This window comes from Bacillus cereus (assembly GCF_015071065.1).
Lineage (GTDB): Bacteria > Bacillota > Bacilli > Bacillales > Bacillaceae_G > Bacillus_A > Bacillus_A cereus_BA.
This window is the reverse complement of record NZ_VOVA01000001.1, coordinates 333,918-359,979: the sequence shown is the minus strand read 5'-3', so window position 1 is coordinate 359,979 and position 26,062 is coordinate 333,918. Positions and strand designations below refer to the sequence as shown.

Here is a 26,062-nt window from a genome sequence, read left to right as displayed (position 1 = left end):
GAGAGAACAGGATACGAAAGGAAGAATTATATGGAGATAAAAAAAATCTCTGTTCCACTACAAGGTGTTGTAGCGGACTATATGAACGGTAAAAAAGAGATACAGTCATGTTTTGATTATCTGTTAACAGAGGATGCTTTTAAACAGCGTTTACATGATTTACGTGAGAGAGAGTTTTTCCGTCAAGATTTAGTAACGCATTTATTAGAATATAATACACAATTGCAAGCGGGAGAATTTACAATTCAAAATATAAAAGCGCTTGAAGATGAAAATACATATGTTGTTATAGCTGGACAACAAGCAGGGTTATTAACTGGTCCGCTTTATACAGTGCATAAAATCATTTCAATTTTACAGCTTGCAAAAGAAAAAGAAGAGAGCTTAGGGATTCGGGTTGTTCCTGTCTTTTGGATTGCTGGTGAAGACCATGATATGGATGAAATTAATCATACATTTGTAACGAAAAATAAAAAAATAAAAAAGACCATTTTTCATGATCGTTATCCGAAAAAGGCAAGTGCTTCTGAGTCTGAGCTTTCTATTGAAGACTGTAGAAAATGGGTTGAAGAGATTTTTAAAACATATCCGGAAACGAATTTTACAAAGGATGTATTACAATTTGTTGATGATGCTTTAGGTAAATCGCATACATATGTAGATTTCTTTGCGCGCCTTATTACGAAAATGTTCGCAAATTCTGGTTTAATTCTTGTAGATTCACATCATCCTGCATTAAGAAAATTAGAAGTACCGTTTTTACAACAAATTATAAGTAAATATAAAGAAATTCAAGTAGGGCTTCGTAATCAACAGGAAGTAATTAAGGAATTAGGATTTAAACCGAGTATTGAAACGAAGACAAATGCAGTGCATATATTTATGGAAATTGATAATGAGCGAGTATTGCTTGAAGAGAATCAAGGGAAGTTTATTGGAAAAGATGGAGTACATTCATTTTCGTATGAAGAATTGATGGAAGAGATGGAAAGAAGTCCAGAACGTTTTAGTAATAATGTTGTAACGCGCCCTCTTATGCAAGAATATGTGTTTCCTACGTTAGCGTTTATTGGTGGTCCGGGGGAGTTAGCTTATTGGAGTGAATTGCAACAAGTGTTTCATACTGCCGGTTTCCAAATGCCACCTGTTGTTCCGCGTCTTACGATTACTTATATGGAGCGAGATATAGCGACAGATTTATATGATTTAGATTTGCAAGAAATTGATCCATTTCTAAAAAATATAGATAATCTGCGTGACAACTGGCTTTCTAATCAAATAGAGGAACCGATTGACGAGCGATTTATAGAAGCGAAAAAAGAAATAATGGATATTCATACATCATTACAACAATTCGTGAAAAAAATAGATCCAGGATTAAATGAGTTTGCTGGGAAAAATGAACTGAAAATTAATGAGCAAATTGAACTGTTAGAAAGAATGTTGAAAAGAAATGTTGAGAAGAAACATGAGGTTCAACTGAATAAATTCCGCCGTTTACAATTTGCGCTTCGTCCATTAGGAGCACCGCAAGAACGTGTGTGGAATGTGTGTTATTATTTAAATCAGTTCGGTCTTGATTTTGTTGACCGGGTAATGGAACAATCTTTTTCGTGGGACGGAAAACATCATGTAATAAAACTATAGAATCTTGCTCTTTTGAGCAGGATTTTATTTTTATTCCGTTGAATTAACTGTGAAGTGAAACATTTCTGAATTATCTATCTTATGTTAATGTAATGAATCGCTATGTAGCAGGTATATATATATGACAAAATAGCACAAAATGTAAACGGATTATTATCTTTTTCGACAGGTTTTTGTTTAAATTCCCGCAAAAAATGATAAAATTTAGTATATAATAAAATAAAATAGCGATTTGTATAGCATGCTACCTTGTTGGAAGTTAAATGAGTCGTTCTTTAGTAGCATTTCATCCTCTAGTAGTAAATTATGTTTGTAGAGTGAGAAATGTATTTAACATAATTAATTGGAAAAAGAGTAGGTGCACAGCAATGTTCAAACACGTAACAGTACTTTTGAAAGAAACAGTAGATGGCTTAGATATAAAGCCGAGTGGTACATATGTAGATTGTACACTGGGTGGAGGAGGACATAGTTCTTATTTATTATCCCAGCTAACAGATGGTGGAAAATTAATAGCGTTTGATCAAGATGAAATAGCGATTCAAAATGCGAAGGAAAACTTTTCTTCTTATGGTGAACAATTTGTAACAGTGAAGAGCAACTTCCGTTATTTATCTGAAAAACTACATGAATTAGGTATCACAGAAGTAGACGGGATTTTATTCGATTTAGGTGTTTCATCCCCACAATTAGATACACCAGAGCGTGGCTTTAGTTATCATTATGATGCACCGTTAGATATGCGGATGGATCAAGATGCCCCATTAACAGCATATGATGTTGTGAACAGCTGGTCATATGAACAACTCGTAAGAATTTTCTTCCAATACGGCGAAGAAAAATTTTCAAAGCAAATAGCAAGGAAAATTGAAGCGTATCGCGAGAATAAGGCTATTGAAACGACAGGAGAATTAGTGGAATTAATTAAAGAAGGTATTCCAGCTCCGGCACGTAGAACAGGTGGACATCCTGCGAAGCGAGTATTCCAAGCGATTCGTATTGCTGTAAATGATGAATTAAAAGTATTTGAAGAAGCGTTGGAATCTGCAATTGGTATGGTCAAGCCTGGTGGAAGAGTTAGTGTTATAACATTCCATTCTTTAGAAGATCGTATTTGTAAAACGACGTTTAAGCGAAATAGCACAACGCCGCAATTACCAAAGGGACTACCGATTATTCCAGATGAATTTAAGCCGAAATTAAAGCTTATTACAAGGAAACCGATTTTGCCTTCTGACATTGAATTAGAAGAAAATAATCGAGCGCGTTCTGCGAAGTTGAGAATCGCTGAAAAACGATAAAAAGGAGAGAGAGGTATGACTAATTTAGCTGTAAAGTATAAACAACAGGCGCAAGAAGAGGTACAAATTCAAACGCCACCACAGCAGATGGTTAAACCAAAAGTTAAAACGAAAATTACAAGAATTGAAAAGCTATTGTACGTAACGTTTATTGGATTTTTATTATATGCCTGTGTAGCTTTTATTGGGAATAAAGCGGGTCTATATCAAGTTAATGTAGAAGCAGCGACGATAGAAGAACAAATTGTGAAAAAACAAAAGGAAAATCAAGAATTGCAGGCTGAAGTAGAGAAGTTAAGTCGTTATGAGCGTATCGCTGAAGTTGCAAAAAAACACGGGCTAGAAATTAATGCGAATAACGTGAAAGGCCTAAAGTAAGGCAAATAGGTGTGAAGAAAAGATGAATAAAAATATGACCAAATTTCATACCAATAAGGGAGCAGGTTATTTTATGATATTTTTCCTCCTGCTCTTTTTTCTATTGTTAGCCCGATTTTTTTACATACAAGTAACAGGAACAGTGGATAATCATGATTTGAAAAAACTTGCTGAACAGAAACATAGTAAAAAAGGAGTTCTCGAAGCGAATCGAGGAACAATTTATGATCAAAATGGTCATGTACTAGCGCAAGATGCAAATTCTTATAAAATGGTAGCCGAATTAAAAGGAGCTAAACATGTTGAGGATAAAGAGGATACTGCAAAAAAAATCGCAGGAGTACTCGGAAACGGTGAAGAAGAGATTTTAGCTACTTTAAATAAAGAAGGTAGAAGTCAAGTGGAATTTGGGAAGTTAGGTAGGGGCTTGACGAAAGAAAAGAAGGAACAAATAGAAGCATTGAAATTGCCAGGGATTTCATTTATTACCGAAAATGCGAGAGTGTATCCAAATGGGGATTTCGCATCTTACGTTATTGGGTACGCAAAACCGAATGAAGATGGAATCTCAGTAGGTCAATTTGGCTTAGAAAAGAGTTTAGATAAATACTTAGGTGCTTCAAATGGAGAGGTAGCTTATACAGGCGATCGTAAAGGAGTATCTCTTGACGGTGGAAAAGTGAATGTAAAGGCACCTAAAAATGGAGATAACGTGTATTTAACGCTTGACCAACGTATTCAAAGTTATTTAGAAGACGCAATGAAAGAAGCAAGTAAACATTATGAACCAGAAAATTTAATTGGAATTGTTGCGGATCCAAAGACGGGGAAAATATTAGCGATGTCTAGTAAACCTAGTTATGATCCGAACCAGGGAAATATTAATTATTATTATAACGACGCAATTGCAAATGCATTTGAACCTGGATCAACAATGAAGATTTTTACATTAGCAGCGGCCATTAATGAAGGTGTATACAAGGGACAAGACTTTTATCAGTCTGGTACATATCAAGTTGGTAATCGCAAAATAAAAGATCATAACGGCGGCGCTGGATGGGGTTCTATTACTTTTGATGAAGGGGTAGAGCGCTCTTCAAACGTAGCGTTTGCAATTTTAGGCGATCAAAAGCTTGGTCCAGATCGTTTCCGAAAGTATATTCATAATTTTGGATTAGATGAAAAAACAAACATTGATTTACTTGGTGAAGGGTCAAATACAATTTTATTTGATCAACAAATACAACAAGTAACAACAGCGTTTGGACAAGGTTCTACAGTTACACCAATTCAACTTGTACAAGCTGCCACAGCGATTGCAAATGATGGGAAAATGATGAAACCTTATACAATTGATAAAATTGTTGATCCAATAACAGGTAAAGTACAGCTAGAGCATAAACCAGAAGAAGTAGGAAAACCTGTTTCCAAAGAGACAGCAGCGCAAGTAAGGCAATTACTAGAACGTGTTGTTACATCACCGAAAGGAACAGGGACTGCATATCAAGTTGATGGGTACTCAGTCGGGGGGAAAACAGGTACAGCACAAATTCCTGATGGGAAAGGTGGCTATATGACAGGAAGAGAGAATTATATATTCTCATTCTTAGGTATGGCACCGATGGACGATCCGCAACTTGTTGTGTATGTGGCCGTTAAACAACCAAAATTAAAAGATGATGAAAACGGGGCTAAACCTTTAGCTGATATCTTTAAATATGTAACGAAAAATAGTTTAGAGTATTTAAAGATTAAGCCAAATGAAATAAAGGATCCGAAGAAATATGTGAAAGAGCAACAAACTGTCGTTCCAGATGTAACCGGAAAAACGATGGAAGAAGCGAAGAAAGCAATTGATAAAGCAAAACTTCGTCCAATCGTATTAGGTGAAGGGAAAGTGCAACAGCAAGTGCCGAAGGCAACTGAACAAACATTAAAGGGTGATCGAGTCTTCTTAGTAGGAGATAAGCCTACAATGCCAAATATACAGGGATGGGCACTGCGTGATGTTATGAATTTAGCAAAAACATTAAAGCTTAACTTAAAACCTTCTGGTACAGGATATGTAACGGAACAAAGTGTGGCGGAAGGAACATTGTTGCAACCTGGTACAGAATTAGGTGTAACACTCGTACCACCACTTGAGCCGCAGCAAGAAGCAGAAAAGCCATAATGGTAATAGGGAAGAAGTTCTAATTAAATAAGTACAAGCATATATTGGAACAAGCTAGGCGTAAGGGAGGCTTGTTCCAATATGCGTGTATCAAATGTAACAGTTAGAAAACGACTTATTTTTATACTTATATCGGGTATACTCATTTTCACCATTATCGATATTCGTCTTGGATATGTGCAATTTTTTCTTGGAAATATGTTAACGGATCGTGCGAAGGATTCATGGAGTCGTAATATTACTTTTGAACCAGAGCGAGGGAAAATTTTAGATCGAAATGGTGTGGAGCTTGCTACGAATAAAAGTGCACCGACCGTCTTTGTTGTGCCGAGGCAAATTGAAAAACCAGCAGAGACTGCAGAGAAGTTAGCTGCAGTATTAGGTGTGGAAAAAGATGATGTTTATAAGCGGATTACAAAAAAAGAATCGATTGTAAGGCTTGATAAAGGCGGAAGGAAAATATCGCATGACAAAGCGAAAGAAGTACGCGGATTAAGTTTAAAGGGTGTGTACATCGCAGAGGATTCTATCCGGTACTATCCATTCGGTAATTTTTTATCACACGTATTAGGATTTGCGGGCAGTGATAATCAAGGGCTTATGGGACTAGAGAAATATTATGATAAAGAGCTAAATGGTGATAAAGGTCATGTGCGATTTTTTGCAGACGCGAAAGGACAGAGAATGCCTAACGTTGGAGATGATTTCAAAAAACCAGAAGCCGGCTTGAATTTAGGATTAACAATTGATTCACGCATTACGAGGATTATGGAAAGAGAAATGAATATTGCGGAATCAACGTATAATCCTGACGGTATGATAGCAATTGCAATGAATCCGAAAAATGGTGAAATTTTAGGTATGTCAAGTCGACCAAGTTTTGATCCAGCAGATTTCCAAAGTGTTTCTCCGGAAGTATATAACAGAAACTTACCTGTATGGAGTACGTATGAGCCGGGGTCAACATTTAAGATTATTACATTAGCTGCAGCCTTGAATGAAAATTTGGTAGACTTAGAGAAAGATACATTTTATGATGATGGGGCAGCTGAAGTTGGTGGAGCTAGATTGCGGTGTTGGAAAGCTGGAGGCCATGGTAGCCAAACGTTTTTAGAGGTAGTTCAAAACTCTTGTAACCCAGGATTTATTGAACTCGGTGATCGTCTTGGTAAAGATCGATTGTTTAAATACATTCGCAATTTCGGGTTTGGACAGAAGACCGGAATTGACTTACAAGGTGAAGGTAGCGGGATTTTATTTAATTTAGATAAAGTTGGTCCAGTCGAGCAAGCGACGACTTCATTTGGGCAAGGTGTTTCTGTTACACCGATTCAACAAGTAGCAGCTGTAGCGGCCGCTGTAAATGGTGGAACTTTGTATCAGCCATATATAGCGAAGGAATTTATTGATCCGAAGAATAATCAAGTTGTCAGCAAAAAGACACCTGTTGCGAAAAGGGAAGTTATTTCCAAGGAAACTTCAGAGAAAGTTCGTTACGCATTAGAGAATGTTGTAGCGAAAGGTTCTGGTAAAGGGGCTTATATTGATGGATATCGTGTAGGTGGAAAAACTGGAACTGCTCAAAAGGTGAAAGATGGAAAATATTTAGATAATAACTATATTGTATCATTTATCGGTTTTGCTCCAGCTGACGATCCGCAAATTGTTGTTTATGTAGCAGTGGATAATCCAAAAGGAGTCACTCAATTTGGTGGAGTTGTAGCAGCACCTATTGTTGGGAATATTCTTCGTGACGCACTTCCTGTAATGGGAGTGGAACCGAGAAAAGAGCAAGTTGAGAAAGAATATAAATGGGGCGATACACCAACTGTGGAAGTTCCGAATTTAATTGGTATGAAAAAGAAAGATTTACAAACGCAACTTGTAGACTTGAAGCTTGATATAAGTGGTGATGGTGGGAAAGTAATTAAACAATCACCAGAAGCAGGAGCTAAAGTAAAAGAGGGTTCAAAAGTTAGAATTTACTTCGGGAATTAAAGGTAACTGATTGTGTTTTATGGTACAATTGGTGGAAGTGAGTTCTTTATAGAAAAATTGCTTTATTTGAGACGATAAGTGTCTCATTAATAAATAAATCTATTGATTAGACTATAGTAGCACTTACCTCCTATTTTTATATAACTAGGAGGTAACGTGTTACTTGCTAAAATAAGAGATAAATAAACAATGTAGAGAGGGTTTAGTGAAATGAAGTTGCATACACTTGTATCATGTTTGCATGATTTTCCAGTTGTTCCAACAGAAAATCCAGAAATAACATCTATTGAAGCGGATTCACGTAAAGTGAAAGAGGGAAGCTTATTTATATGTATGAAAGGATATACGGTTGATAGCCATGACTTTGCTAAGCAAGCAGCCGCACAAGGAGCGGCTGCTATTGTTGCGGAAAGACCAATTGATGTTGACGTTCCAGTTGTACTTGTGAAAAATACTTTTCGTTCGCTAGCGGTTTTAGCTGATTATTTTTATGGCCAACCAACACACAAGTTACATTTAATCGGTATTACAGGTACAAATGGAAAGACAACAACATCGCATATTATGGATGAAATTATGCGCGCACATGGTCATAAAACAGGGCTAATTGGAACGATCAATATGAAAATCGGTGATGAAACATTTGAGGTGAAAAATACAACACCAGATGCACTAACACTTCAACAGACATTTTCAAAAATGGTTGAACAAGGTGTGGATAGTACAGTAATGGAAGTTTCGTCTCATGCTTTAGATCTTGGCCGTGTACACGGGTGCGATTACGATGTTGCAGTATTTACGAATTTAACACAAGATCATTTAGACTATCATAAAACGATGGAAGAATATAAACATGCGAAAGGGTTGCTTTTTGCACAGCTTGGCAATAGTTATCATCATAATCGTGAAAAATACGCTATATTAAACAGTGATGATCCAGTAGCAGAAGAGTATATGAGAAGTACAGCAGCTACTGTTGTAACATACGGTATAGATGTTGCAAGCGACATTATGGCACGAGATATCGTAATGACGAGTGGCGGTACAACATTTACACTTGTAACACCGTATGAAACTGTAAATGTTACGATGAAATTAATTGGTAAGTTTAATGTATACAACGTGTTAGCTGCTACAGCAGCAGGTCTTGTTTCAGGAGTGAGCTTACAAACAATTATTGATGTAATTAAAGAGCTTGCCGGCGTTCCTGGACGTTTTGAAGTTGTTGATGGTGGACAAAATTACACAGTTATTGTTGACTATGCACATACACCTGATAGCTTAGAGAACGTACTAAAAACAGCAAAACAGTTTGCAAAAGGTGATGTATATTGTATCGTTGGTTGCGGTGGAGATAGAGACAGAACGAAAAGACCAATAATGGCAAGTGTTGCAACCGAGTATGCAACTCATGCAATTTACACATCAGATAATCCAAGAAGTGAAGATCCGAAGGCTATTTTAGATGATATGGTAAATGATGCAAATGGGAATAATTATGAAGTAATTGTTGATCGAAAAGAAGCGATACGTTCCGCTATCTCGAAAGTGAAAGCAGAAGATATTATTATTATTGCTGGTAAAGGGCATGAAACGTATCAAATTATTGGTAAAGAAGTTCATCATTTTGACGATCGTGAAGTCGCTAAAGAAGCAATCACGGAGCGTTTAAACAACGAAGTGTAACAGAGGAGGACTACATGTGCTTGAACAAGGTTTATTAGTAACGGCTGGGGTAGCATTCTTAATTTCTGTTGCCCTTTCGCCATTATTTATTCCATTTTTAAGAAAGTTAAAGTTCGGACAGAGTATTCGTGACGAAGGACCGAAGTCACACCAAAAGAAATCAGGGACACCAACGATGGGTGGTATTGTCATATATGTATCTATGATGGTGACTACGCTTATTATGGCGATTAAATTTAACAATTTAGGTGCAGAAGTATCATTGTTATTATTAGTTACATTTGGGTACGGATTAATCGGATTTTTAGATGACTACATAAAAGTAGTAAAGAAAAGAAATCTTGGTTTAACATCAAAACAAAAATTGATTGGTCAGCTTGTAATTGCTATTGCGTTCTTTTTAATTGGAAAAGGGCAAGCATTTCACACTTATATCATGATTCCGGGAACTGATGTTAAGTTTGAATTAGGCTGGGCATATTTTGTTCTTGTATTATTTATGCTTATTGGTGGATCAAATGCGGTTAATTTAACAGATGGTTTAGATGGTTTATTATCAGGAACAGCTGCTATTGCATTCGGAGCATTTAGTATTATTGCTGTAGCTCAAGAACAATTTGGGGTAGCGATTTTCTGTATGGCAGTTGTAGGAGCTGTACTTGGCTTTTTAGTATTCAATGCGAATCCAGCGAAAGTATTTATGGGGGATACAGGTTCTCTAGCTTTAGGTGGTGCTATCGCAGCTATAGCGATTTTGTTAAAACAAGAATTGTTACTCGTTATTATTGGCGGTGTATTCGTAGCGGAAACTTTATCTGTTATTATCCAAGTTATTTCGTTCAAAACAACAGGAAAGCGTGTCTTTAAAATGAGTCCATTACACCATCATTATGAATTATGTGGTTGGTCAGAGTGGCGCGTTGTTGTAACGTTTTGGTCTGTAGGATTTTTATTAGCTGTGCTAGGAATTTATATCGGGGTGTGGATGTAATTGAAAACTGTAATTGAATATCAAAATAAAAATGTTCTTGTATTAGGTATTGCTAAAAGTGGTTATGCAGCAGCTACTTTATTAAAAAAATTAGGGGCAAACGTCATTGTAAATGATGGGAAACCATTAGTGGGTAATGCGCTTGCTTCTGAGTTACAAGCGGAAGGAATGGATGTTATATGTGGTGGGCATCCGTTAGAATTGCTGGAGAGAAACATTTCACTTGTCGTAAAAAACCCAGGAATTCCATATTCTAATCCACTCTTAGTGGCGGCGAAGGAAAAGCAAATTCCAATTGTAACTGAGGTTGAATTAGCATATCGCATTTCAGCAGCACCGTTTGTTGGGATTACGGGATCTAACGGCAAAACAACAACGACAATGTTAACGTTTGAAATGTTAAAAGAAGGACAAAAGCACCCAGTTATTGCGGGGAATATAGGTACTGTAGCTTGTGAAGTTACACAATTGGCGAAAGAAAATGAAGTTGTCGTTACGGAACTTTCATCGTTTCAATTGATGGGAGTGGAATCGTTCCAACCAAAAATTGCAGCCTTTTTAAATTTATTTGAAGCGCATTTAGATTATCACGGGACGAAGAAAGAGTATGGTTTGGCGAAAGCGAATGTTTTCAAAAACCAAACTGAAACAGATTATAGTGTAATTAACGCAGATGATGCAGAGGTAATGGTATTATCGGCATATAGTAAAGGACAGAAAGTATTATTTTCGACGACGAAAGAAATTGAAGATGGTGCGTGTATAAAAGATAACGCTCTTTATTTTAAAGGCGAAAAAGTAGTTAAAGTAAGCGATATTGTTTTACCTGGTAAGCACAATTTAGAAAATATTTTAGCAGCAATGAGTATTGCTAAATTACTAGGTGTTTCTAATGAAGCAATTACTGCTGTGTTAAAAAGTTTTACAGGTGTAAAACATCGCTTAGAATATGTAACAACGATTAATAATCGTAAATTTTATAATGATTCAAAAGCGACGAATATGCTAGCGACAGAAAAAGCATTATCTGCATTTACACAACCGATTGTATTATTGGCTGGTGGACTTGATCGTGGTAATGAATTTGATGATTTAATTCCATACTTTAAACATGTCAAAGCGATTGTAACATTTGGACAAACTGCACCAAAATTAGTAAGAGCGGCAGAAAAAGCAGGATTAGATGTAATTGAAAGTGTCGATACTTTAGATGATGCAGTAGTGAAAGCTTATGCTCATTCTACCGATGGTGATGTTATTCTTCTTTCACCAGCATGTGCAAGCTGGGATCAATTTAAAACATTTGAAGAAAGAGGAGACATTTTTATACAAGCTGTGCATAAACTTATATAAAGTAAATCAAAACATCAGTAGGCTAATACCTACTGATGTTTTGTTACATAGGGCAAAAGGTTCTGCCCAAAGAGGTGGTGTTCATGGGTAATGAAGAAAACGCCTGATTTTATTCTCATCATCGTTACACTTGCGTTGTTAACAATCGGAATGATTATGGTTTATAGTGCGAGTGCGGTTTGGGCCTCTTATAAAATGGGGGATTCATTCTTTTTTGCAAAAAGACAATTGTTATTTGCAAGTCTTGGGGTAGTAGCTATGTTTTTTCTAATGAAAATTGATTATTGGGTGTGGCGTACGTATTCAAAAGTAATTTTACTAGTTTGTTTCGTTCTTCTTATTCTTGTTCTTATTCCTGGAGTAGGTCTCGTTCGTGGGGGGGCACGAAGTTGGATTGGAATCGGGGCATTTTCTATCCAACCGTCAGAGTTTATGAAATTCGCGATGATTATTTTCTTAGCAAGATTTTTAGCGGAACGACAAAAATTAATTACATCTTTTAAACGAGGTTTACTACCGGCTCTTAGTTTTGTATTTCTTGCTTTTGGGATAATTATGTTACAGCCAGATCTTGGTACGGGAACGGTAATGGTTGGGACATGTATTATTATGATATTTATTTCGGGAGCAAGGGTCTTTCACTTTGCAATGTTTGGTTTGCTTGGTGCAGCGGGATTTGTAGGGTTAATTGCATCAGCGCCATATCGAATGAAACGCATCACATCATATTTAGATCCGTGGTCGGATCCGCTCGGAAGTGGATTTCAAATTATACAATCGTTACTCGCAATTGGACCTGGTGGTTTATTTGGGCTTGGACTTGGACAAAGTAGACAAAAATTTCTTTATTTACCTGAACCACAAACAGACTTTATATTTGCAATCTTATCCGAGGAATTAGGTTTTATTGGTGGTTCATTTGTGTTATTATTATTTAGTCTATTATTATGGCGTGGGATTCGTATAGCATTAGGAGCGCCAGATTTATATGGTACGTTTTTAGCAGTAGGTATTGTGGCGATGATTGCGATTCAAGTAATGATTAATGTTGGTGTTGTAACAGGACTGATGCCTGTTACGGGTATTACTTTGCCGTTTTTAAGTTATGGTGGATCAAGTTTGACCTTAATGTTAATGGCAGTAGGTGTATTATTGAATATAAGTCGCCATTCTCGCTATTAAACCCTGTTTAAAAGACAGGGTTTTTCGTGTGTGTGTGTGAAAATACAATATGTATATAGAAATAAATACGATTGAATAAGAACAGGGAAGTGGAGGAATCAGTAGTGCGAGTATTAGTAAGTGGTGGGGGTACTGGAGGACATATTTATCCAGCTCTTGCTTTAATTAGAGAAATAAAAAAACTAAATCCAGAAGCAAGGTTTTTATACATTGGTACAGAGAATGGATTAGAGAGTACCATCGTACCGAAAGCGGGTATTCCGTTCCAATCTATTGTTATAAGTGGATTTAAACGAAAAATATCTCTTGATAATGTAAAAACAGTGATGCGTTTCCTAAAAGGTGTTCAAGATAGTAAACGATATATTCGTCGTTTTAACCCTGATATTGTGATTGGCACGGGTGGATACGTATGTGGGCCAGTTGTATATGCTGCGGCTAAATTAGGTATTCCGACTATTGTACATGAACAAAATAGTGTACCTGGTGTAACGAATAAATTTTTAAGTCGTTATGTCGATAAAGTTGCAGTTTGTTTTGAAGCAGCTGCAGAACATTTCCCGCAGTCAAAAGTGGTTATGACAGGTAATCCACGTGCATCAGAAGTAATGGACCAAAATGGAATGAAAGGAAAACGTTCGGTAGGACTATCCCTTTCTAAAAAATCCGTGCTTATTTTTGGTGGGAGTCGCGGGGCTAGACCGATTAACGATGCTTTTGTAGAAGCGATTGAACAATTTGGGAATAAAAGTTACGAAGTATTATATGTAACAGGCGAAGTACATTATGATAAAGTTATGGAAGCCGTGAAACAAAAAGGGAATCCGAATAATGTTATTATTAAACCTTTTATTCATAATATGCCAGAGGTACTGACGGGTGTAGATCTTGTTGTTTCAAGAGCAGGGGCTACAACGCTTGCAGAATTAACAGCGTTAGGAAAGCCAAGTGTATTAATTCCAAGTCCGTATGTAACAAATAACCATCAAGAAAAAAATGCACGATCAGTTGTTGATAAAGGAGCAGCTAAAATGCTACTTGAAAAAGATTTAACATCTGAAACGCTTATTCGTGACATTGATGAGATTTTATTGGATACACAAACATTACAAAATATGAAACTGGCTACTAAGCAACTTGGTATTCCAGATGCAGCAAATAAGCTATATGAAGTAATGAACAAGCTTATTAAAAAATAACATTAGGTGAACGCCCTGCATATTACTGTAATAAGGAGACTTAATATGGGGGAGATTGTCTATGGAACAATTAGTAAAAGAGCTTTTAGAAGCAAATGTTGGTCGCGTGTTAGTTAATGAACCGTTAGCGCGTTACACGACTATGAAAATAGGCGGACCAGCTGATATTTTAATTGTGCCAAAGCATGTTGCTGGTATTGAGAAGACGCTAGAGTTAGTAAAGAAGTACAAGACAGGGTGGACTGCAATTGGTCGTGGTTCAAATCTCCTCGTATCTGATCAAGGTATAGAAGGTGTGGTTATTCGTTTAGGAGAAGGATTAGACCATTTAGAAGTCGAAAAACATAGAGTAAGAGTTGGTGCTGGATATCCCCTTATTAAATTGTCAACTTTACTTAGTCGTCAGGGATTAGCGGGCTTGGAATTTGCAAGTGGTATTCCAGGAAGTGTTGGCGGTGCAGTGTATATGAATGCAGGTGCTCATAAGTCGGACATATCGAGTGTATTAACGAAAGCTCGTATTTTGTTTGACAATGGAACAATTAATTGGTTGACGAATACCGAAATGGGGTTTTCTTATCGCACATCTGTATTGCAAATGAAACGCCCTGGTATTGTTTTGGAAGCTGAATTCCAATTGGAGGTAGGCGAACGCGAGGGAATTGTAAGAAGCATGCAAAAGAATAAAGAGTATCGTCGTGAAACGCAGCCTTGGAATCACCCCTGTGCAGGAAGTATATTTCGAAATCCAGTCCCATATTTTGCAGGAGATTTAATAGAAAAATCAGGGCTTCGTGGCTATAAAATAGGTGGAGCTCAAATTTCTGAAATACATGGAAATTTTATTGTTAATACTGGTGTGGCTTCAGCGCAAGATGTATTAGACTTAATCGCATTGGTAAAGCGTACAATTAAGGATAAATTTGGTGTTGATATGCATACAGAAGTAGAAATAATTGGAAGATAACGGTTGTTCGTTCCGCTCATTATCATTTATGTTATAATCAGAAGATAAGAACGGCATGAGGAACATGCCGTTCTTTATGTTACATAGGGGGATCGTACATGAAAAATAGTAAAGTGATTAAACTACAAGATCGTGTACCAAAATTAAAGAATCAAAAGAAAAAGAATACGAAACCTGTTAATCATCGGTTAATTTTATACATATCGATTTTATTTTTATTAGTACTCTTTTTAATTTATTTTCGGTCTCCGCTTAGTAATATAAAAAAGATAAGTGTGTTTGGAAATCATTACATGACAGATGAACAAGTTATGAAGGAATCAGGTGTGACATATGATACGAGTTATTTCCGAGTAACAGCACATAAAGCAGAAGAAAACTTAACGAAACGAAAAGAAATTAAAGAGGTAAATGTAAAAAAACGTTTCCCAAACAAAATTGATGTTCATATCGAAGAATATTTAACAATTGGCTATATAAACAAAGATGGGAAATTACAACCGTTATTAGAAAATGGGAAAACACTCGATGTACTTCCGAACGGAAAACTTCCAGTTGCAGCACCAATTTTTGAACCGTTTAAAGAGGAAAAAATGAAGGAATTAATTGCAGAACTAGAAAAATTAACGCCGACTATTTTAAGGTCTATTTCTGAAATTCGTTATACACCAACGAACGCAAATGAAGATCATCTTACTTTATATATGAATGAAGGATATGAAGTGAGCACCACTATTCAAAATTTCGCAAAGCGAATGGAAGCTTATCCACTTATTTTAAAAACAATTGAACCTGGTAAGAAGGTTTTAATTGACTTAGAAGTGGGTGCATATACGAAGGAACTAGGTGCTGAAGAAAAGAAAGAATAGAATGATAGTTTTTACTGCGTTATTACGTATGAAATGAAACAAACGTTCTTTTATATGGATGCTAATTTGCAAGAATGCTTAATTTGATGAAAAAAATGTAAATTTTCTTAGATTCATACTAGGATTGGTACAAGTTTCACTTTTCTACAAGTACATCTTAGTGTAGACTTATACTTGGCGGTAATCTTTACACTTGAAATATAATTATTTCAAGATAAAGCAGTTATTCACAGGTTACTGCGATATTCTTAAATGAATGTTAAATAAAAATAAGAAAAATATAAGGTTAAAAAAGGGAAACGTATAAAGACGTTGAATATTTTTCTTATAAATAGTAAAGTTGCGATTGTTGTTCCATATATTGAGTTGTATGGTATAAATAAAGAAGGAGGTGCCAAAGAATGAACAGCAATGAAATATATGTTAGTCTTGACATCGGTACATCCAATGTTAAAGTCATCATTGGTGAAATGGTTAATGATAGCTTAAACATTATTGGTGTTGGAAACGTAAAATCAAATGGTTTGAAGAAGGGATCGATAGTTGATATAGATGAAACTGTTCGATCAATTAAAAAAGCAATTGAACAAGCTGAGCGCATGGTGGGTATCCACATTGAGCAAGTTGTAGTAGGTGTCAATGCAAACCAGGTACAGTTGCTCCCGTGTCACGGAGTAGTCGCTGTTTCAAATGAAGATCGTGAAATCGGGAATGAAGATGTCTTACGCGTTCTAGATGCAGCGCAAGTTGTGTCAATTGCTCCTGAACGTGAATTTATTGATGTGGTACCTCGACAGTTCATTGTAGACGGTCTTGACGAGATTAACGATCCACGCGGGATGATCGGTGTAAGATTAGAAATGGAAGGTACACTTATTACAGGCTCGAGAACTTTACTACATAACCTACTTCGTTGTGTAGAAAAAGCAGGTCTTGAAATTGTTGATATTTGTCTGCAACCTTTAGCGGCAGCGACAGTTGCGTTATCTTCGGATGAAAGAAATAGAGGGGTAGCCCTTGTTGATATGGGTGGAGGATCTACAACCTTATCTATTTTTAAAGATGGAGAGTTGCAAGCAACGAGCGTATTGCCATTAGGTGGAGATCATATAACGAAGGATATAGCGATTGGGCTGAAAACTTCAACAGAAAATGCAGATCAAATTAAGCTGAAATATGGACATGCTTTTTATGATACAGCATCTGAAGAAGAGATGTTTACGGTTCCTATTATGGGAAGCGATCAAACAGAACAATATTCTCAGTTGGAATTATCGGATATAATAGAGGCTCGTGTAGAGGAAATTTTAATGTTTGTTCAAGATGAAGTGCATAAGTTAGGAGTAAAGCAAGCTGCTTCTGGATATGTACTAACTGGTGGGATAGCTTCTATGCCAGGTGTTCTTGATCTTGCATACGATATTTTACATGAAAATGTTCGTATAGCAACTCCTGATTATATTGGTGTTCGTGAGCCTCAATATACAAGTGGAGTTGGATTAATTAAACATTCTTATCAAAAAGCTAAATTACGTGGGAAAAATGTGCAGGAAAAGCAAGAACATTTTGAACCAGTACCAGCACCAATGCCGGTACAACAGCAACCTGCGAAGCAAAAAACTCGTAATCAAAACAATACTAATCAAAATGATGACCGTATGATGTCAAAAGTAAAACGTGTATTCCGTTATTTATGGGATTAAAATTGGACACGAAAAATGAGGTTCTAGGGGGATTTCGACATGTTAGAGTTTGATACTACTCAAGATCAATTAGCGAATATAAAAGTTATCGGTGTCGGCGGTGGCGGAAACAATGCTGTAAACCGTATGATTGAACACGGTGTACAAGGTGTAGACTTTATCGCTGTGAATACTGATGCACAAGCATTAAATCTATCAAAAGCTGAAACAAAAATGCAAATTGGTGGAAAATTAACGCGTGGACTTGGTGCAGGCGCAAACCCTGAAGTAGGGAAAAAAGCTGCAGAAGAAAGCAAAGAACAGATTCAAGAAGCGCTTCGTGGCGCGGATATGGTCTTCGTAACTGCTGGTATGGGCGGCGGAACTGGAACTGGTGCAGCTCCAGTTGTTGCTCAAGTTGCAAAAGAACTAGGCGCGTTAACGGTTGGTGTTGTAACACGTCCATTTACATTTGAAGGGCGTAAACGTGCAACTCAAGCTGCATCTGGTATTGCGTCATTTAAAGAAAATGTAGATACACTTATTGTAATTCCAAATGATCGCTTATTAGAGATTGTTGATAAAAATACGCCAATGTTAGAAGCGTTCCGTGAAGCAGATAACGTATTACGTCAAGGTGTTCAAGGTATTTCTGATTTAATTGCTACACCAGGTCTAATTAACTTAGACTTTGCAGACGTAAAAACAATTATGTCTAATAGAGGTTCTGCTTTAATGGGTATCGGTTCTGGTAATGGTGAAAATCGTGCTGCTGAAGCTGCAAAAAAAGCGATTTCTAGTCCATTACTAGAAACATCTATTGATGGAGCTCAAGGTGTTATTATGAACATTACGGGCGGCGCAAACTTAAGTTTATATGAAGTGCAAGAAGCAGCAGACATTGTAGCTTCAGCTTCGGATCCAGAAGTAAATATGATCTTCGGTTCTGTTATTAATGAAGGATTAAAAGATGATATCGTTGTCACTGTAATTGCAACTGGTTTTGATGATAGTGCTTCGACGCAGCCACCAAAACCAATTATCCGTCCGACTGCGAATCACACGCAACAGCAACAACAACCAGTAGCTCAACCTTCAAAACAACGTGAAGTTAAGCGTGAAATGAAACGTGAAGAGCCGGTTATGCATGATCGTCATACAGATTCAGATGACATCGATATTCCAGCATTCTTACGTAACCGTCGTAGACGATAAAAGAAAAGGAGCTTTCATGCTCCTTTTTTTGTTGTCTAAATGGAAAAGATCTGCTAAGCAGATCTTTTTTTATTATTTTGCATATGGAGAGTCCAGTCCTATTTTTAAGCTATAAGCTGTGATAAATAAAGTGAAACTTTAATTAATCGGGGTTGTTCATCCAAAAATGACTGTTAGCCCGACTCCCACTTAACTTCTGTACTTTTTTATAGCTGAATTTTGAGGCAAGGTCTTACTGCCCGCAAATAGCAAGATAAACTTTGTATATATATAATTCAATTATTATGTATACAAGTAAGACATTTATATTATTCTATGAAAAATACACTTTTATTTTTTACCGACAGATTATGTCTAGAAATCACAAAATAACAAAAAAACCCCTCCACCAATTGACACACTTTCCTATTGGATATGCATTATACTAGTCTCAACTTAAAAAAAGAGGTGAATTGTTTGGTTGTTTACGCCGACATTGTTTGGTTGTTAAACGCCTGCATTGATTTTCTTTTACTTTTATTAACAGCCACCGTGTTAAAAAAGAGAATCAAAAGATGGAGGCTTGTGTTAGGGGCATTTATAGGTTCAACTATTGTTATTTTCGCCTTTACGCCTTTTGCTTCTATGATGACACATCCAATTATGAAACTATTGTACTCGTTACTTATTGTGTATACAGCATTTGGATTTTCGACATTTAGAAATTATGCACAAACTGTTTTTACTTTCTATTTTGTAACCTTTATGGTTGGTGGAGGATTAATTGGAACGCATTACTTTTTGCAAACGAACGAAATGGTAAATGGATTAGTTCAATCTAAATCAGTTTCTTACGGTGATCCAATTAGTTGGTTGTTTGTTGTTTTTGGTTTTCCAGTAATTTATTATTTTTCTAAAAAGCGTATAGAAAGCGTAGAGGTCACAAAGATACACTATGATCAAATCGTGAAAGTGAAAATTCAATTAGCTGGAGAGGAACTAGAACTAGCAGGTCTAATTGATAGTGGTAACCAACTTTATGATCCGTTAACAAAAACACCCGTTATGATTATGCATATTTCATCATTAGAACATTGTTTGCCAGCTTGGTTAACAGAACAAATTTATTCCAAAACAGAAATTCCTCAAATACCAGAAAATGATTCTGGATGGGCGACGAAATTACGTTTAATTCCTTTCCGAGCAGTAGGAGTAGAGAATCAATTTTTATGGGCAATTAAGCCAGATTGTGTGCAAGTTTATCATGAAGGTAGTTCGGTTGTTGTAAACAAAGTACTGATTGGATTAACTACACAACAATTATCTACCAATGGAGAGTATCAATGCATTGTACATCCGAAAATGTTGATTTCGCAAAAGATGGTAATTGCTTAATTATGAGAGGCGGGATAATATGGTGAAATTTAAATTTTATTTGGTATACCTTTGGTATAAAGTATTGCTGAAATTAGGAATTAAGACCGATGAAATTTATTATATTGGCGGAAGTGAAGCGTTGCCACCGCCGTTAACGAAAGAAGAAGAGGCAGTTCTTTTGAATAAATTACCAAATGGAGATCAAGCTGCAAGGTCGATGCTTATTGAACGTAACCTACGGCTTGTTGTATATATAGCAAGAAAATTTGAAAATACAGGGATCAATATTGAGGATTTGATTAGTATAGGAACAATTGGTCTTATTAAGGCAGTGAATACATTTAATCCAGAAAAGAAAATTAAATTAGCAACATATGCATCTCGTTGTATAGAAAATGAAATTTTAATGCATTTGCGTCGAAATAATAAAAATCGTTCGGAAGTTTCTTTTGATGAACCGCTTAACATTGATTGGGACGGAAATGAACTGTTATTATCAGATGTTTTAGGTACAGATGATGATATTATTACAAAAGATTTAGAAGCTACTGTAGATCGTCATCTTTTAATGAAAGCATTGCATCAATTAAACGATCGTGAAAAACAAATTATGGAGCTTCGGTTTGGGCTCGCTGGTGGCGAAGAGAAGACACAAAAAGATGTGGCTGATATGCTGGGAATTTCACAGTCTTATATTTCTCGTTTGGAAAAAAGAATTATAAAAAGATTACGAAAAGAATTTAATAAAATGGTGTGAAGAATAAGACCAGTCGGTATCTAGACTGGTCTTATTCTCTTTTTGTGCATTAGGAAATATGATGTTTGTGAAAAACGATGGAAAACCCGTGTGCATAAAATCCCCTTCAAAGGAAATACTTTACACTGTACAGCAACTCCCGATAGGAGGGAACACTTTGACGAGAAACAAAGTAGAAATTTGCGGTGTTGATACAGCTAAACTTCCAGTACTAAAAAATGAAGAGATGCGTAAATTATTTCGTGAAATGCAAAGTGGAGAGATAAGCGCCAGAGAGAAATTAGTGAATGGAAACTTACGTCTTGTACTGAGCGTCATCCAAAGATTTAATAACAGAGGAGAATATGTTGATGATTTATTTCAAGTTGGTTGCATTGGACTTATGAAATCCATTGATAACTTTGATTTAGGCCAAAATGTAAAATTTTCAACGTATGCTGTGCCGATGATTATTGGGGAAATACGCAGATATTTGCGTGATAACAATCCAATTCGCGTATCTCGCTCATTACGAGATATTGCGTATAAAGCGTTGCAAGTAAGAGAAAAATTGATTGCTGAAAATTCAAAAGAACCAACAGCAATGGATATTGCCAAAGTTCTTGAAGTGACACATGAAGAAATTGTTTTTGCGTTAGATGCTATTCAAGACCCAGTTTCATTATTTGAACCGATTTATAATGATGGAGGAGATCCTATCTTTGTTATGGATCAATTAAAGGATGAAAAACAAAAGGACGAGCAGTGGGTTGAAGAACTAGCGCTCAAAGAAGGGATGAAGCGTTTAAATGATCGTGAGAAAATGATTATTCGAAAACGGTTCTTCCAAGGAAAGACACAGATGGAAGTTGCCGAAGAAATTGGGATTTCTCAAGCACAAGTATCACGTTTGGAGAAGTCTGCTATTAAGCAAATGAATAAGACGATTCAAGGATAAGGTCCTCACCAGTTATGGTGAGGCCTTTTTTATATATAATATTTTGCGCTCATAGTAGAGTGGGTAGGTTCATATAATGAAAATAAAATGGATGTTCTATTAGTAGCGGTTATATACTGTTTATCCGCTTCGAAATTCGGCTGAAGTAAGAAGTTAGATGGAAGCGGAGCTACCCGTGAAAGTCCGATTAGCATGGACTAATAATCAGTAGGGATGGGAAAAATCCCGCTGATTAAGGTTTCACTTTATTTGAGAGCGTACTTACGATTCATGATATAAGGGAGAGGATGAATATGATACGAATTTCGGAGTTTCAAATGAAGGATGTTGTAAATATTTCAGATGGAAAAAGGCTTGGAAATATTGGAGATATTGATTTTGATATAGACACAGGGAAGATTAGGGCAGTTATTATTTCCAAGCAGACACGTATGCTAGGACTCTTTGGAAAGGAAGTAGAATTTGTGATTCCTTGGGAGCAAATTATGAAAATTGGGGAAGATGTCATACTTGTCAGAGTAGATAATATTAATTCTGTAACAGAATCAATACAAACACCGACAATTTCATAAAGAATATTACAAATTCCTCTTTTTTTTCAGTTGTCATTATGAAAAAATAAAAGTATGGTAAAATAGACAGGAAGTACCATGCTTTTTTCTGTTATTTTAATTAAAAGGAGCCGCTTTATGAGAGAACCATTTAAATATGTGGACGGTATACTGTATTTACAAGCGTGGAAAGAACTTGGAAACATTACTGTTGGATTTACGACAAAAGATGGTGGAGTAAGTACAGGCTCCTTTCATGCGATGAATTTAGGATTACATGTGAATGATATCGTGGAGAATGTTCATGAAAACAGACGCATTTTAGCGAATAAGTTACAAAAACCATTAGAAAAATGGATTTGCTCTGAACAAGTTCATGACCATCATGTTGAGAAAGTAGGACTGCAAGAAAAAGGGAAAGGCGTTTATTCATATGAAGACGGTATTCCAAAAACGGATGGCATTTATACGACTAACAAAGATGTTCTCTTAACATCTTGTTACGCTGATTGTGTTCCGCTCTATTTTTATGCACCATCACATGATATGATAGGACTTGCGCATGCTGGGTGGAAAGGGACTGTAACAGAGATTGCGAAAGAAATGATTCAAAAGTGGAATGCAGAAGGTGTTTCAAGTGATGAAATTCATGTCGCAATTGGTCCTGCAATCGGATCATGTTGCTATGTTGTTGATGATCGTGTATTAACAGCAGCACAGCAAGTAGTAAAAGGATCTGTTCCCTATAAAGTAATTTCTGATGGTCAGTATGCAATTAATTTAAAAGAAGTTAATCGTATATTATGTGTACAAGCAGGCATAAAAGAAGAACATATTGTAATATCATCTCTTTGTACAAGCTGTGAAGAACAATTATTTTTCTCTCATCGTCGTGATCAAGGTAAGACGGGGAGAATGTTGAGTTTCATAGGTTTTAAGGAGGAGTGAAGTAAGTGACAGTGCAAGGGAATTTAGCAGATGTAAACGAAGCAATTAAAGAATCTTGTGTACGAGCTGGACGTTCGATGAAAGATATTAAGCTCGTTGCGGTTACAAAAACTGTAGGAATTGAAAAAACAAGCGAAGTAATTGAAGCAGGAATTATTGATTTAGGTGAAAATAGAAATGAAGGTTTCTTACAAAAATACGAGCATTTCGGTTCAAAAGTGAATTGGCATTTTATTGGATCATTGCAAACGAGAAAAGTAAAAGAAGTCATTAATGAGATTGATTATTTACATTCATTAGATCGTCTTTCGCTTGCAAAAGAAATTCAAAAACGTGCTGATAAGAAAGTTAAATGCTTTATTCAAGTGAAAACATCATCTGAAGAATCAAAGCAAGGATTGGCGATAGAAGAAACAATTTCTTTTATTCAAAGTTTGCAAGAATTGGATAAGATTGAAGTGATAGGATTAATGACAATGGCTCCGTTTACAGGAGAAGAGGAAGAGATTCGTCGCTGCTTTAAGGAATTGCGCATGCTACAAACAGAGGTGCAGGAGCTAGAATTATTACATGCACCATGTAAAGAATTATCAATGGGAATGTCAAATGATTACACGATTGCAATTGAAGAAGGCGCTACATATATTCGTTTGGGAACGGTTTTAGTAGGAAAAGCGTAAGAGGAAGGAGAAAGTTATTATGAGTTGGTCAAAAGTAAAATACTTCTTTTTTGACACGCCGGAAGAAAAAGAAGCAGCTCAATATAGTTATGAAAAGGAGCAAACAGACATGAAAAAGCAACAAAATCCCCCAGAACAACAAGATGTTCCGTTTGCGAAAGTGCAACCGAAGCAAAATGTAGTGAGTATTGAAACAGCGAAGCAATCTTCAAAAGTTGTTTTACTAGAACCACGCACATATTCGGAAGCGCAAGGCATTTCAGATCACTTAAAAGGTAGACGAGCTGTTGTAATTAATTTGCAGAGAATGTCTACAGATCAAGCTGTACGTATCGTTGACTTTTTAAGTGGTACTGTATACGCTATAGGCGGGGATATTCAAAAAATAGGCCCGAAAACATTTATGTGTACACCTGAAAATGTTGATATCGTTGGTGCGATTTCAGAGTTATTCGGTGAAGAAGAAGAGACAAATATAAAGAGGTGGTAATACGCCATGACAACAGTTTTAACAGTGTTACTTACTGCTATCGAGATTTACTCGTGGGCACTAATTATTTACATTCTCCTATCATGGTTTCCTGGTGCAAAGGAATCAGCTTTTGGAGATTTTCTTGCGCGTATTTGTGAACCGTATTTAGAGCCATTTAGGAGGTTTATTCCACCATTTGGTATGATTGATATTTCTCCACTTGTTGCTATTATTGCCTTGAAACTTGCTAGAGGCGGTTTAGTGAGTTTATTCAACTATTTTTTATAGTGTGAGGTTAAATACATGAGCATCTACGAGCATTTTAGACCTGATGAAGTGGTCTTTGTGGATAAAGTATTAGAGTGGAAACAGGCTGCTGAGTACCATCAAGTCAAGTTAACAGATTTTCTTGATCCAAGACAGCAACAAATTGTTTCTATGGTAATAGGGCAAGGAGATGTAGCTGTACGGTTTGATGGTGCGATGCCTGAAGCCGAACGGAAAAGAGCACTAATTTATCCAGATTATCTAGAATTAAATGAAGAGGAATTTCAAGTAGAAGTATTAGAAATTGACTATCCTTCCAAGTTTTTCACGCTAGAACATAGGCAAATATTAGGTGCATTCATGTCACTTGGTTTAACAAGGGAAAAATGTGGTGATATTTTGCTTCAAGAAGATCGTGCCCAAATTGCAGTTGCGAAAGAAGTTGTATCCTATATTGAAATGAACTTACAATCAATAGGGAAAATGAAAGTCACACTCTCTCCTATACAAGTAGAGAAAATTTTGCGTGTAGGTGAAAAGTGGGGAGAAAAATCTGGAACAGTTTCGTCACTTCGTCTAGATGTTTTATTAGCTGAAATGCTGCATATATCTAGGCAGAAGGTACAGCCTCTTATAAAAGGTGGCTTAGTAAAAGTCAATTGGAAAACAGTAGAGCAAACTTCGTATGAATGTTTTCCGGGGGATGTTTTCTCGGTTAGAGGGTATGGACGAAGTAAATTATTTTCTGTAGAAGGTAAAACGAAGCGCGACAAATGGAGAGTTTTGTATGGTATACTAAAATGATTGGTTTTTTAGAAGGAAATTCTCTTATTTTGTCGAAGAAAAGATATAGTTGAAAGAGGAAATTTAGATAACTACTTGGAGGTGGCGTTGTGCCGTTAACACCATTAGATATTCATAACAAAGAATTTGGTCGCGGATTTCGTGGCTACGATGAAGATCAAGTAAATGAGTTTCTTGATCAAATCATCAAAGATTATGAATTAGTCATTCGTGAGAAAAAAGTTTTAGAAGAAAAGGTTGCACAGTTAGAAGGAAAGTTAGACCATTTTTCTAATATTGAAGATACGCTGAACAAATCTATCATTGTCGCACAAGAAGCTGCTGAAGAAGTGAAGCGTAATGCACAAAAAGAAGCAAAATTAATTGTACGTGAAGCAGAAAAAAATGCAGATCGTATCATTAATGAAGCGTTAGTGAAATCAAGAAAAGTTGCTTTTGATATTGAAGAGTTGAAGAAACAAGCGAAAGTATTCCGAACTCGTTTCCGTATGTTATTAGAAACACAACTTGAAATGTTAAACAACGATGATTGGGATAAACTAATTGAATTAGAAGACGAAGTGGACGAGCTGTTGAAAAAAGAAGAAACAGTGTAAGCTTGACGTTTTTCTCATTATTACATATAATTTTAAACAACATATTTATTAAG

At 36.3% G+C, this 26,062-nt stretch carries 24 protein-coding genes and 1 other annotated feature (1 of these 25 running past the window's edge); all 24 genes read left to right on the top strand.

Translation table 11 applies throughout. The annotated features are described in order from the left end of the window. Positions 1–30: 30 nt before the first annotated feature. Positions 31–1,647, top strand: a complete 1,617-nt coding sequence (gene bshC / locus FT637_RS01740; protein WP_193644900.1) for a bacillithiol biosynthesis cysteine-adding enzyme BshC — start codon at positions 31–33, stop codon at positions 1,645–1,647. 368 nt (positions 1,648–2,015) lie between these two features. Next, on the top strand, positions 2,016–2,948 hold the full coding sequence (gene rsmH / locus FT637_RS01735) for a 16S rRNA (cytosine(1402)-N(4))-methyltransferase RsmH (RefSeq protein ID WP_193644899.1): 933 nt from the start codon (positions 2,016–2,018) through the stop codon (positions 2,946–2,948). Between the two features lie 15 nt (positions 2,949–2,963). Continuing rightward, positions 2,964–3,326 (top strand): cell division protein FtsL, encoded by a 363-nt coding sequence (ftsL, locus tag FT637_RS01730; RefSeq protein WP_193644898.1) that lies wholly within the window; start codon positions 2,964–2,966, stop codon positions 3,324–3,326. 73 nt (positions 3,327–3,399) lie between these two features. Continuing rightward, the gene (locus FT637_RS01725) at positions 3,400–5,499 is read left to right on the top strand and encodes a penicillin-binding protein (protein WP_193645510.1); all 2,100 of its coding nucleotides are present in this window, start codon (positions 3,400–3,402) and stop codon (positions 5,497–5,499) included. Between the two features lie 81 nt (positions 5,500–5,580). Further along, entirely contained in the window at positions 5,581–7,497 is a 1,917-nt protein-coding gene (locus tag FT637_RS01720; RefSeq protein WP_002014741.1) for a stage V sporulation protein D, read from the top strand. Positions 7,498–7,707: 210 nt separating this feature from the next. Beyond that, positions 7,708–9,183, top strand: coding sequence for a UDP-N-acetylmuramoyl-L-alanyl-D-glutamate--2,6-diaminopimelate ligase (gene murE / locus FT637_RS01715; RefSeq protein ID WP_002111441.1), 1,476 nt, complete (start codon positions 7,708–7,710; stop codon positions 9,181–9,183). Between the two features lie 16 nt (positions 9,184–9,199). Beyond that, positions 9,200–10,174, top strand: a complete 975-nt coding sequence (gene mraY / locus FT637_RS01710; RefSeq protein WP_193644897.1) for a phospho-N-acetylmuramoyl-pentapeptide-transferase — start codon at positions 9,200–9,202, stop codon at positions 10,172–10,174. Beyond that, positions 10,175–11,527: a UDP-N-acetylmuramoyl-L-alanine--D-glutamate ligase gene (gene murD / locus FT637_RS01705; RefSeq protein WP_193644896.1), complete on the top strand. Its 1,353-nt coding sequence runs from the start codon at positions 10,175–10,177 to the stop codon at positions 11,525–11,527. Positions 11,528–11,617: 90 nt separating this feature from the next. Then, entirely contained in the window at positions 11,618–12,709 is a 1,092-nt protein-coding gene (gene spoVE / locus FT637_RS01700) for a stage V sporulation protein E (protein ID WP_193644895.1), read from the top strand. 104 nt (positions 12,710–12,813) lie between these two features. Next, positions 12,814–13,908, top strand: a complete 1,095-nt coding sequence (murG, locus tag FT637_RS01695) for an undecaprenyldiphospho-muramoylpentapeptide beta-N-acetylglucosaminyltransferase (RefSeq protein WP_002088269.1) — start codon at positions 12,814–12,816, stop codon at positions 13,906–13,908. 61 nt (positions 13,909–13,969) lie between these two features. After that, on the top strand, positions 13,970–14,875 hold the full coding sequence (murB, locus tag FT637_RS01690; RefSeq protein WP_193644894.1) for a UDP-N-acetylmuramate dehydrogenase: 906 nt from the start codon (positions 13,970–13,972) through the stop codon (positions 14,873–14,875). A gap of 98 nt (positions 14,876–14,973) precedes the next feature. Next, positions 14,974–15,744, top strand: a complete 771-nt coding sequence (divIB, locus tag FT637_RS01685; protein ID WP_193644893.1) for a cell division protein DivIB — start codon at positions 14,974–14,976, stop codon at positions 15,742–15,744. A gap of 401 nt (positions 15,745–16,145) precedes the next feature. Further along, complete coding sequence (gene ftsA / locus FT637_RS01680; protein WP_002146035.1) at positions 16,146–17,447, top strand: cell division protein FtsA; 1,302 nt, start codon at positions 16,146–16,148, stop codon at positions 17,445–17,447. Positions 17,448–17,486: 39 nt separating this feature from the next. Then, entirely contained in the window at positions 17,487–18,641 is a 1,155-nt protein-coding gene (gene ftsZ / locus FT637_RS01675; protein ID WP_002066873.1) for a cell division protein FtsZ, read from the top strand. A 456-nt stretch (positions 18,642–19,097) separates the two neighbouring features. Continuing rightward, entirely contained in the window at positions 19,098–20,015 is a 918-nt protein-coding gene (spoIIGA, locus tag FT637_RS01670) for a sigma-E processing peptidase SpoIIGA (protein WP_193644892.1), read from the top strand. A gap of 19 nt (positions 20,016–20,034) precedes the next feature. Then, positions 20,035–20,754 (top strand): RNA polymerase sporulation sigma factor SigE, encoded by a 720-nt coding sequence (gene sigE, locus FT637_RS01665; RefSeq protein WP_002128857.1) that lies wholly within the window; start codon positions 20,035–20,037, stop codon positions 20,752–20,754. A gap of 157 nt (positions 20,755–20,911) precedes the next feature. Continuing rightward, positions 20,912–21,691 carry an RNA polymerase sporulation sigma factor SigG gene (gene sigG / locus FT637_RS01660; RefSeq protein ID WP_002014725.1) on the top strand — a complete coding sequence of 260 codons (780 nt, stop codon included), beginning with the start codon at positions 20,912–20,914 and terminating at the stop codon, positions 21,689–21,691. Between the two features lie 293 nt (positions 21,692–21,984). Continuing rightward, positions 21,985–22,263 (top strand): YlmC/YmxH family sporulation protein, encoded by a 279-nt coding sequence (locus FT637_RS01655; protein WP_070144631.1) that lies wholly within the window; start codon positions 21,985–21,987, stop codon positions 22,261–22,263. 117 nt (positions 22,264–22,380) lie between these two features. After that, complete coding sequence (gene pgeF / locus FT637_RS01650; RefSeq protein ID WP_193644891.1) at positions 22,381–23,190, top strand: peptidoglycan editing factor PgeF; 810 nt, start codon at positions 22,381–22,383, stop codon at positions 23,188–23,190. A 5-nt stretch (positions 23,191–23,195) separates the two neighbouring features. Next, complete coding sequence (locus tag FT637_RS01645; RefSeq protein ID WP_193644890.1) at positions 23,196–23,870, top strand: YggS family pyridoxal phosphate-dependent enzyme; 675 nt, start codon at positions 23,196–23,198, stop codon at positions 23,868–23,870. Between the two features lie 19 nt (positions 23,871–23,889). Beyond that, the gene (locus tag FT637_RS01640; protein ID WP_193644889.1) at positions 23,890–24,360 is read left to right on the top strand and encodes a cell division protein SepF; all 471 of its coding nucleotides are present in this window, start codon (positions 23,890–23,892) and stop codon (positions 24,358–24,360) included. Positions 24,361–24,366: 6 nt separating this feature from the next. Next, positions 24,367–24,630 (top strand): YggT family protein, encoded by a 264-nt coding sequence (locus FT637_RS01635; RefSeq protein ID WP_002088250.1) that lies wholly within the window; start codon positions 24,367–24,369, stop codon positions 24,628–24,630. 15 nt (positions 24,631–24,645) lie between these two features. After that, positions 24,646–25,413: an RNA-binding protein gene (locus tag FT637_RS01630; RefSeq protein ID WP_193644888.1), complete on the top strand. Its 768-nt coding sequence runs from the start codon at positions 24,646–24,648 to the stop codon at positions 25,411–25,413. Between the two features lie 89 nt (positions 25,414–25,502). Beyond that, a complete protein-coding gene (gene divIVA / locus FT637_RS01625; RefSeq protein WP_193644887.1) occupies positions 25,503–26,009 on the top strand; it encodes a septum site-determining protein DivIVA in 507 nt (168 codons plus the stop codon). Between the two features lie 51 nt (positions 26,010–26,060). After that, positions 26,061–26,062, top strand: a binding site (T-box leader); it runs 224 nt beyond the window's last position.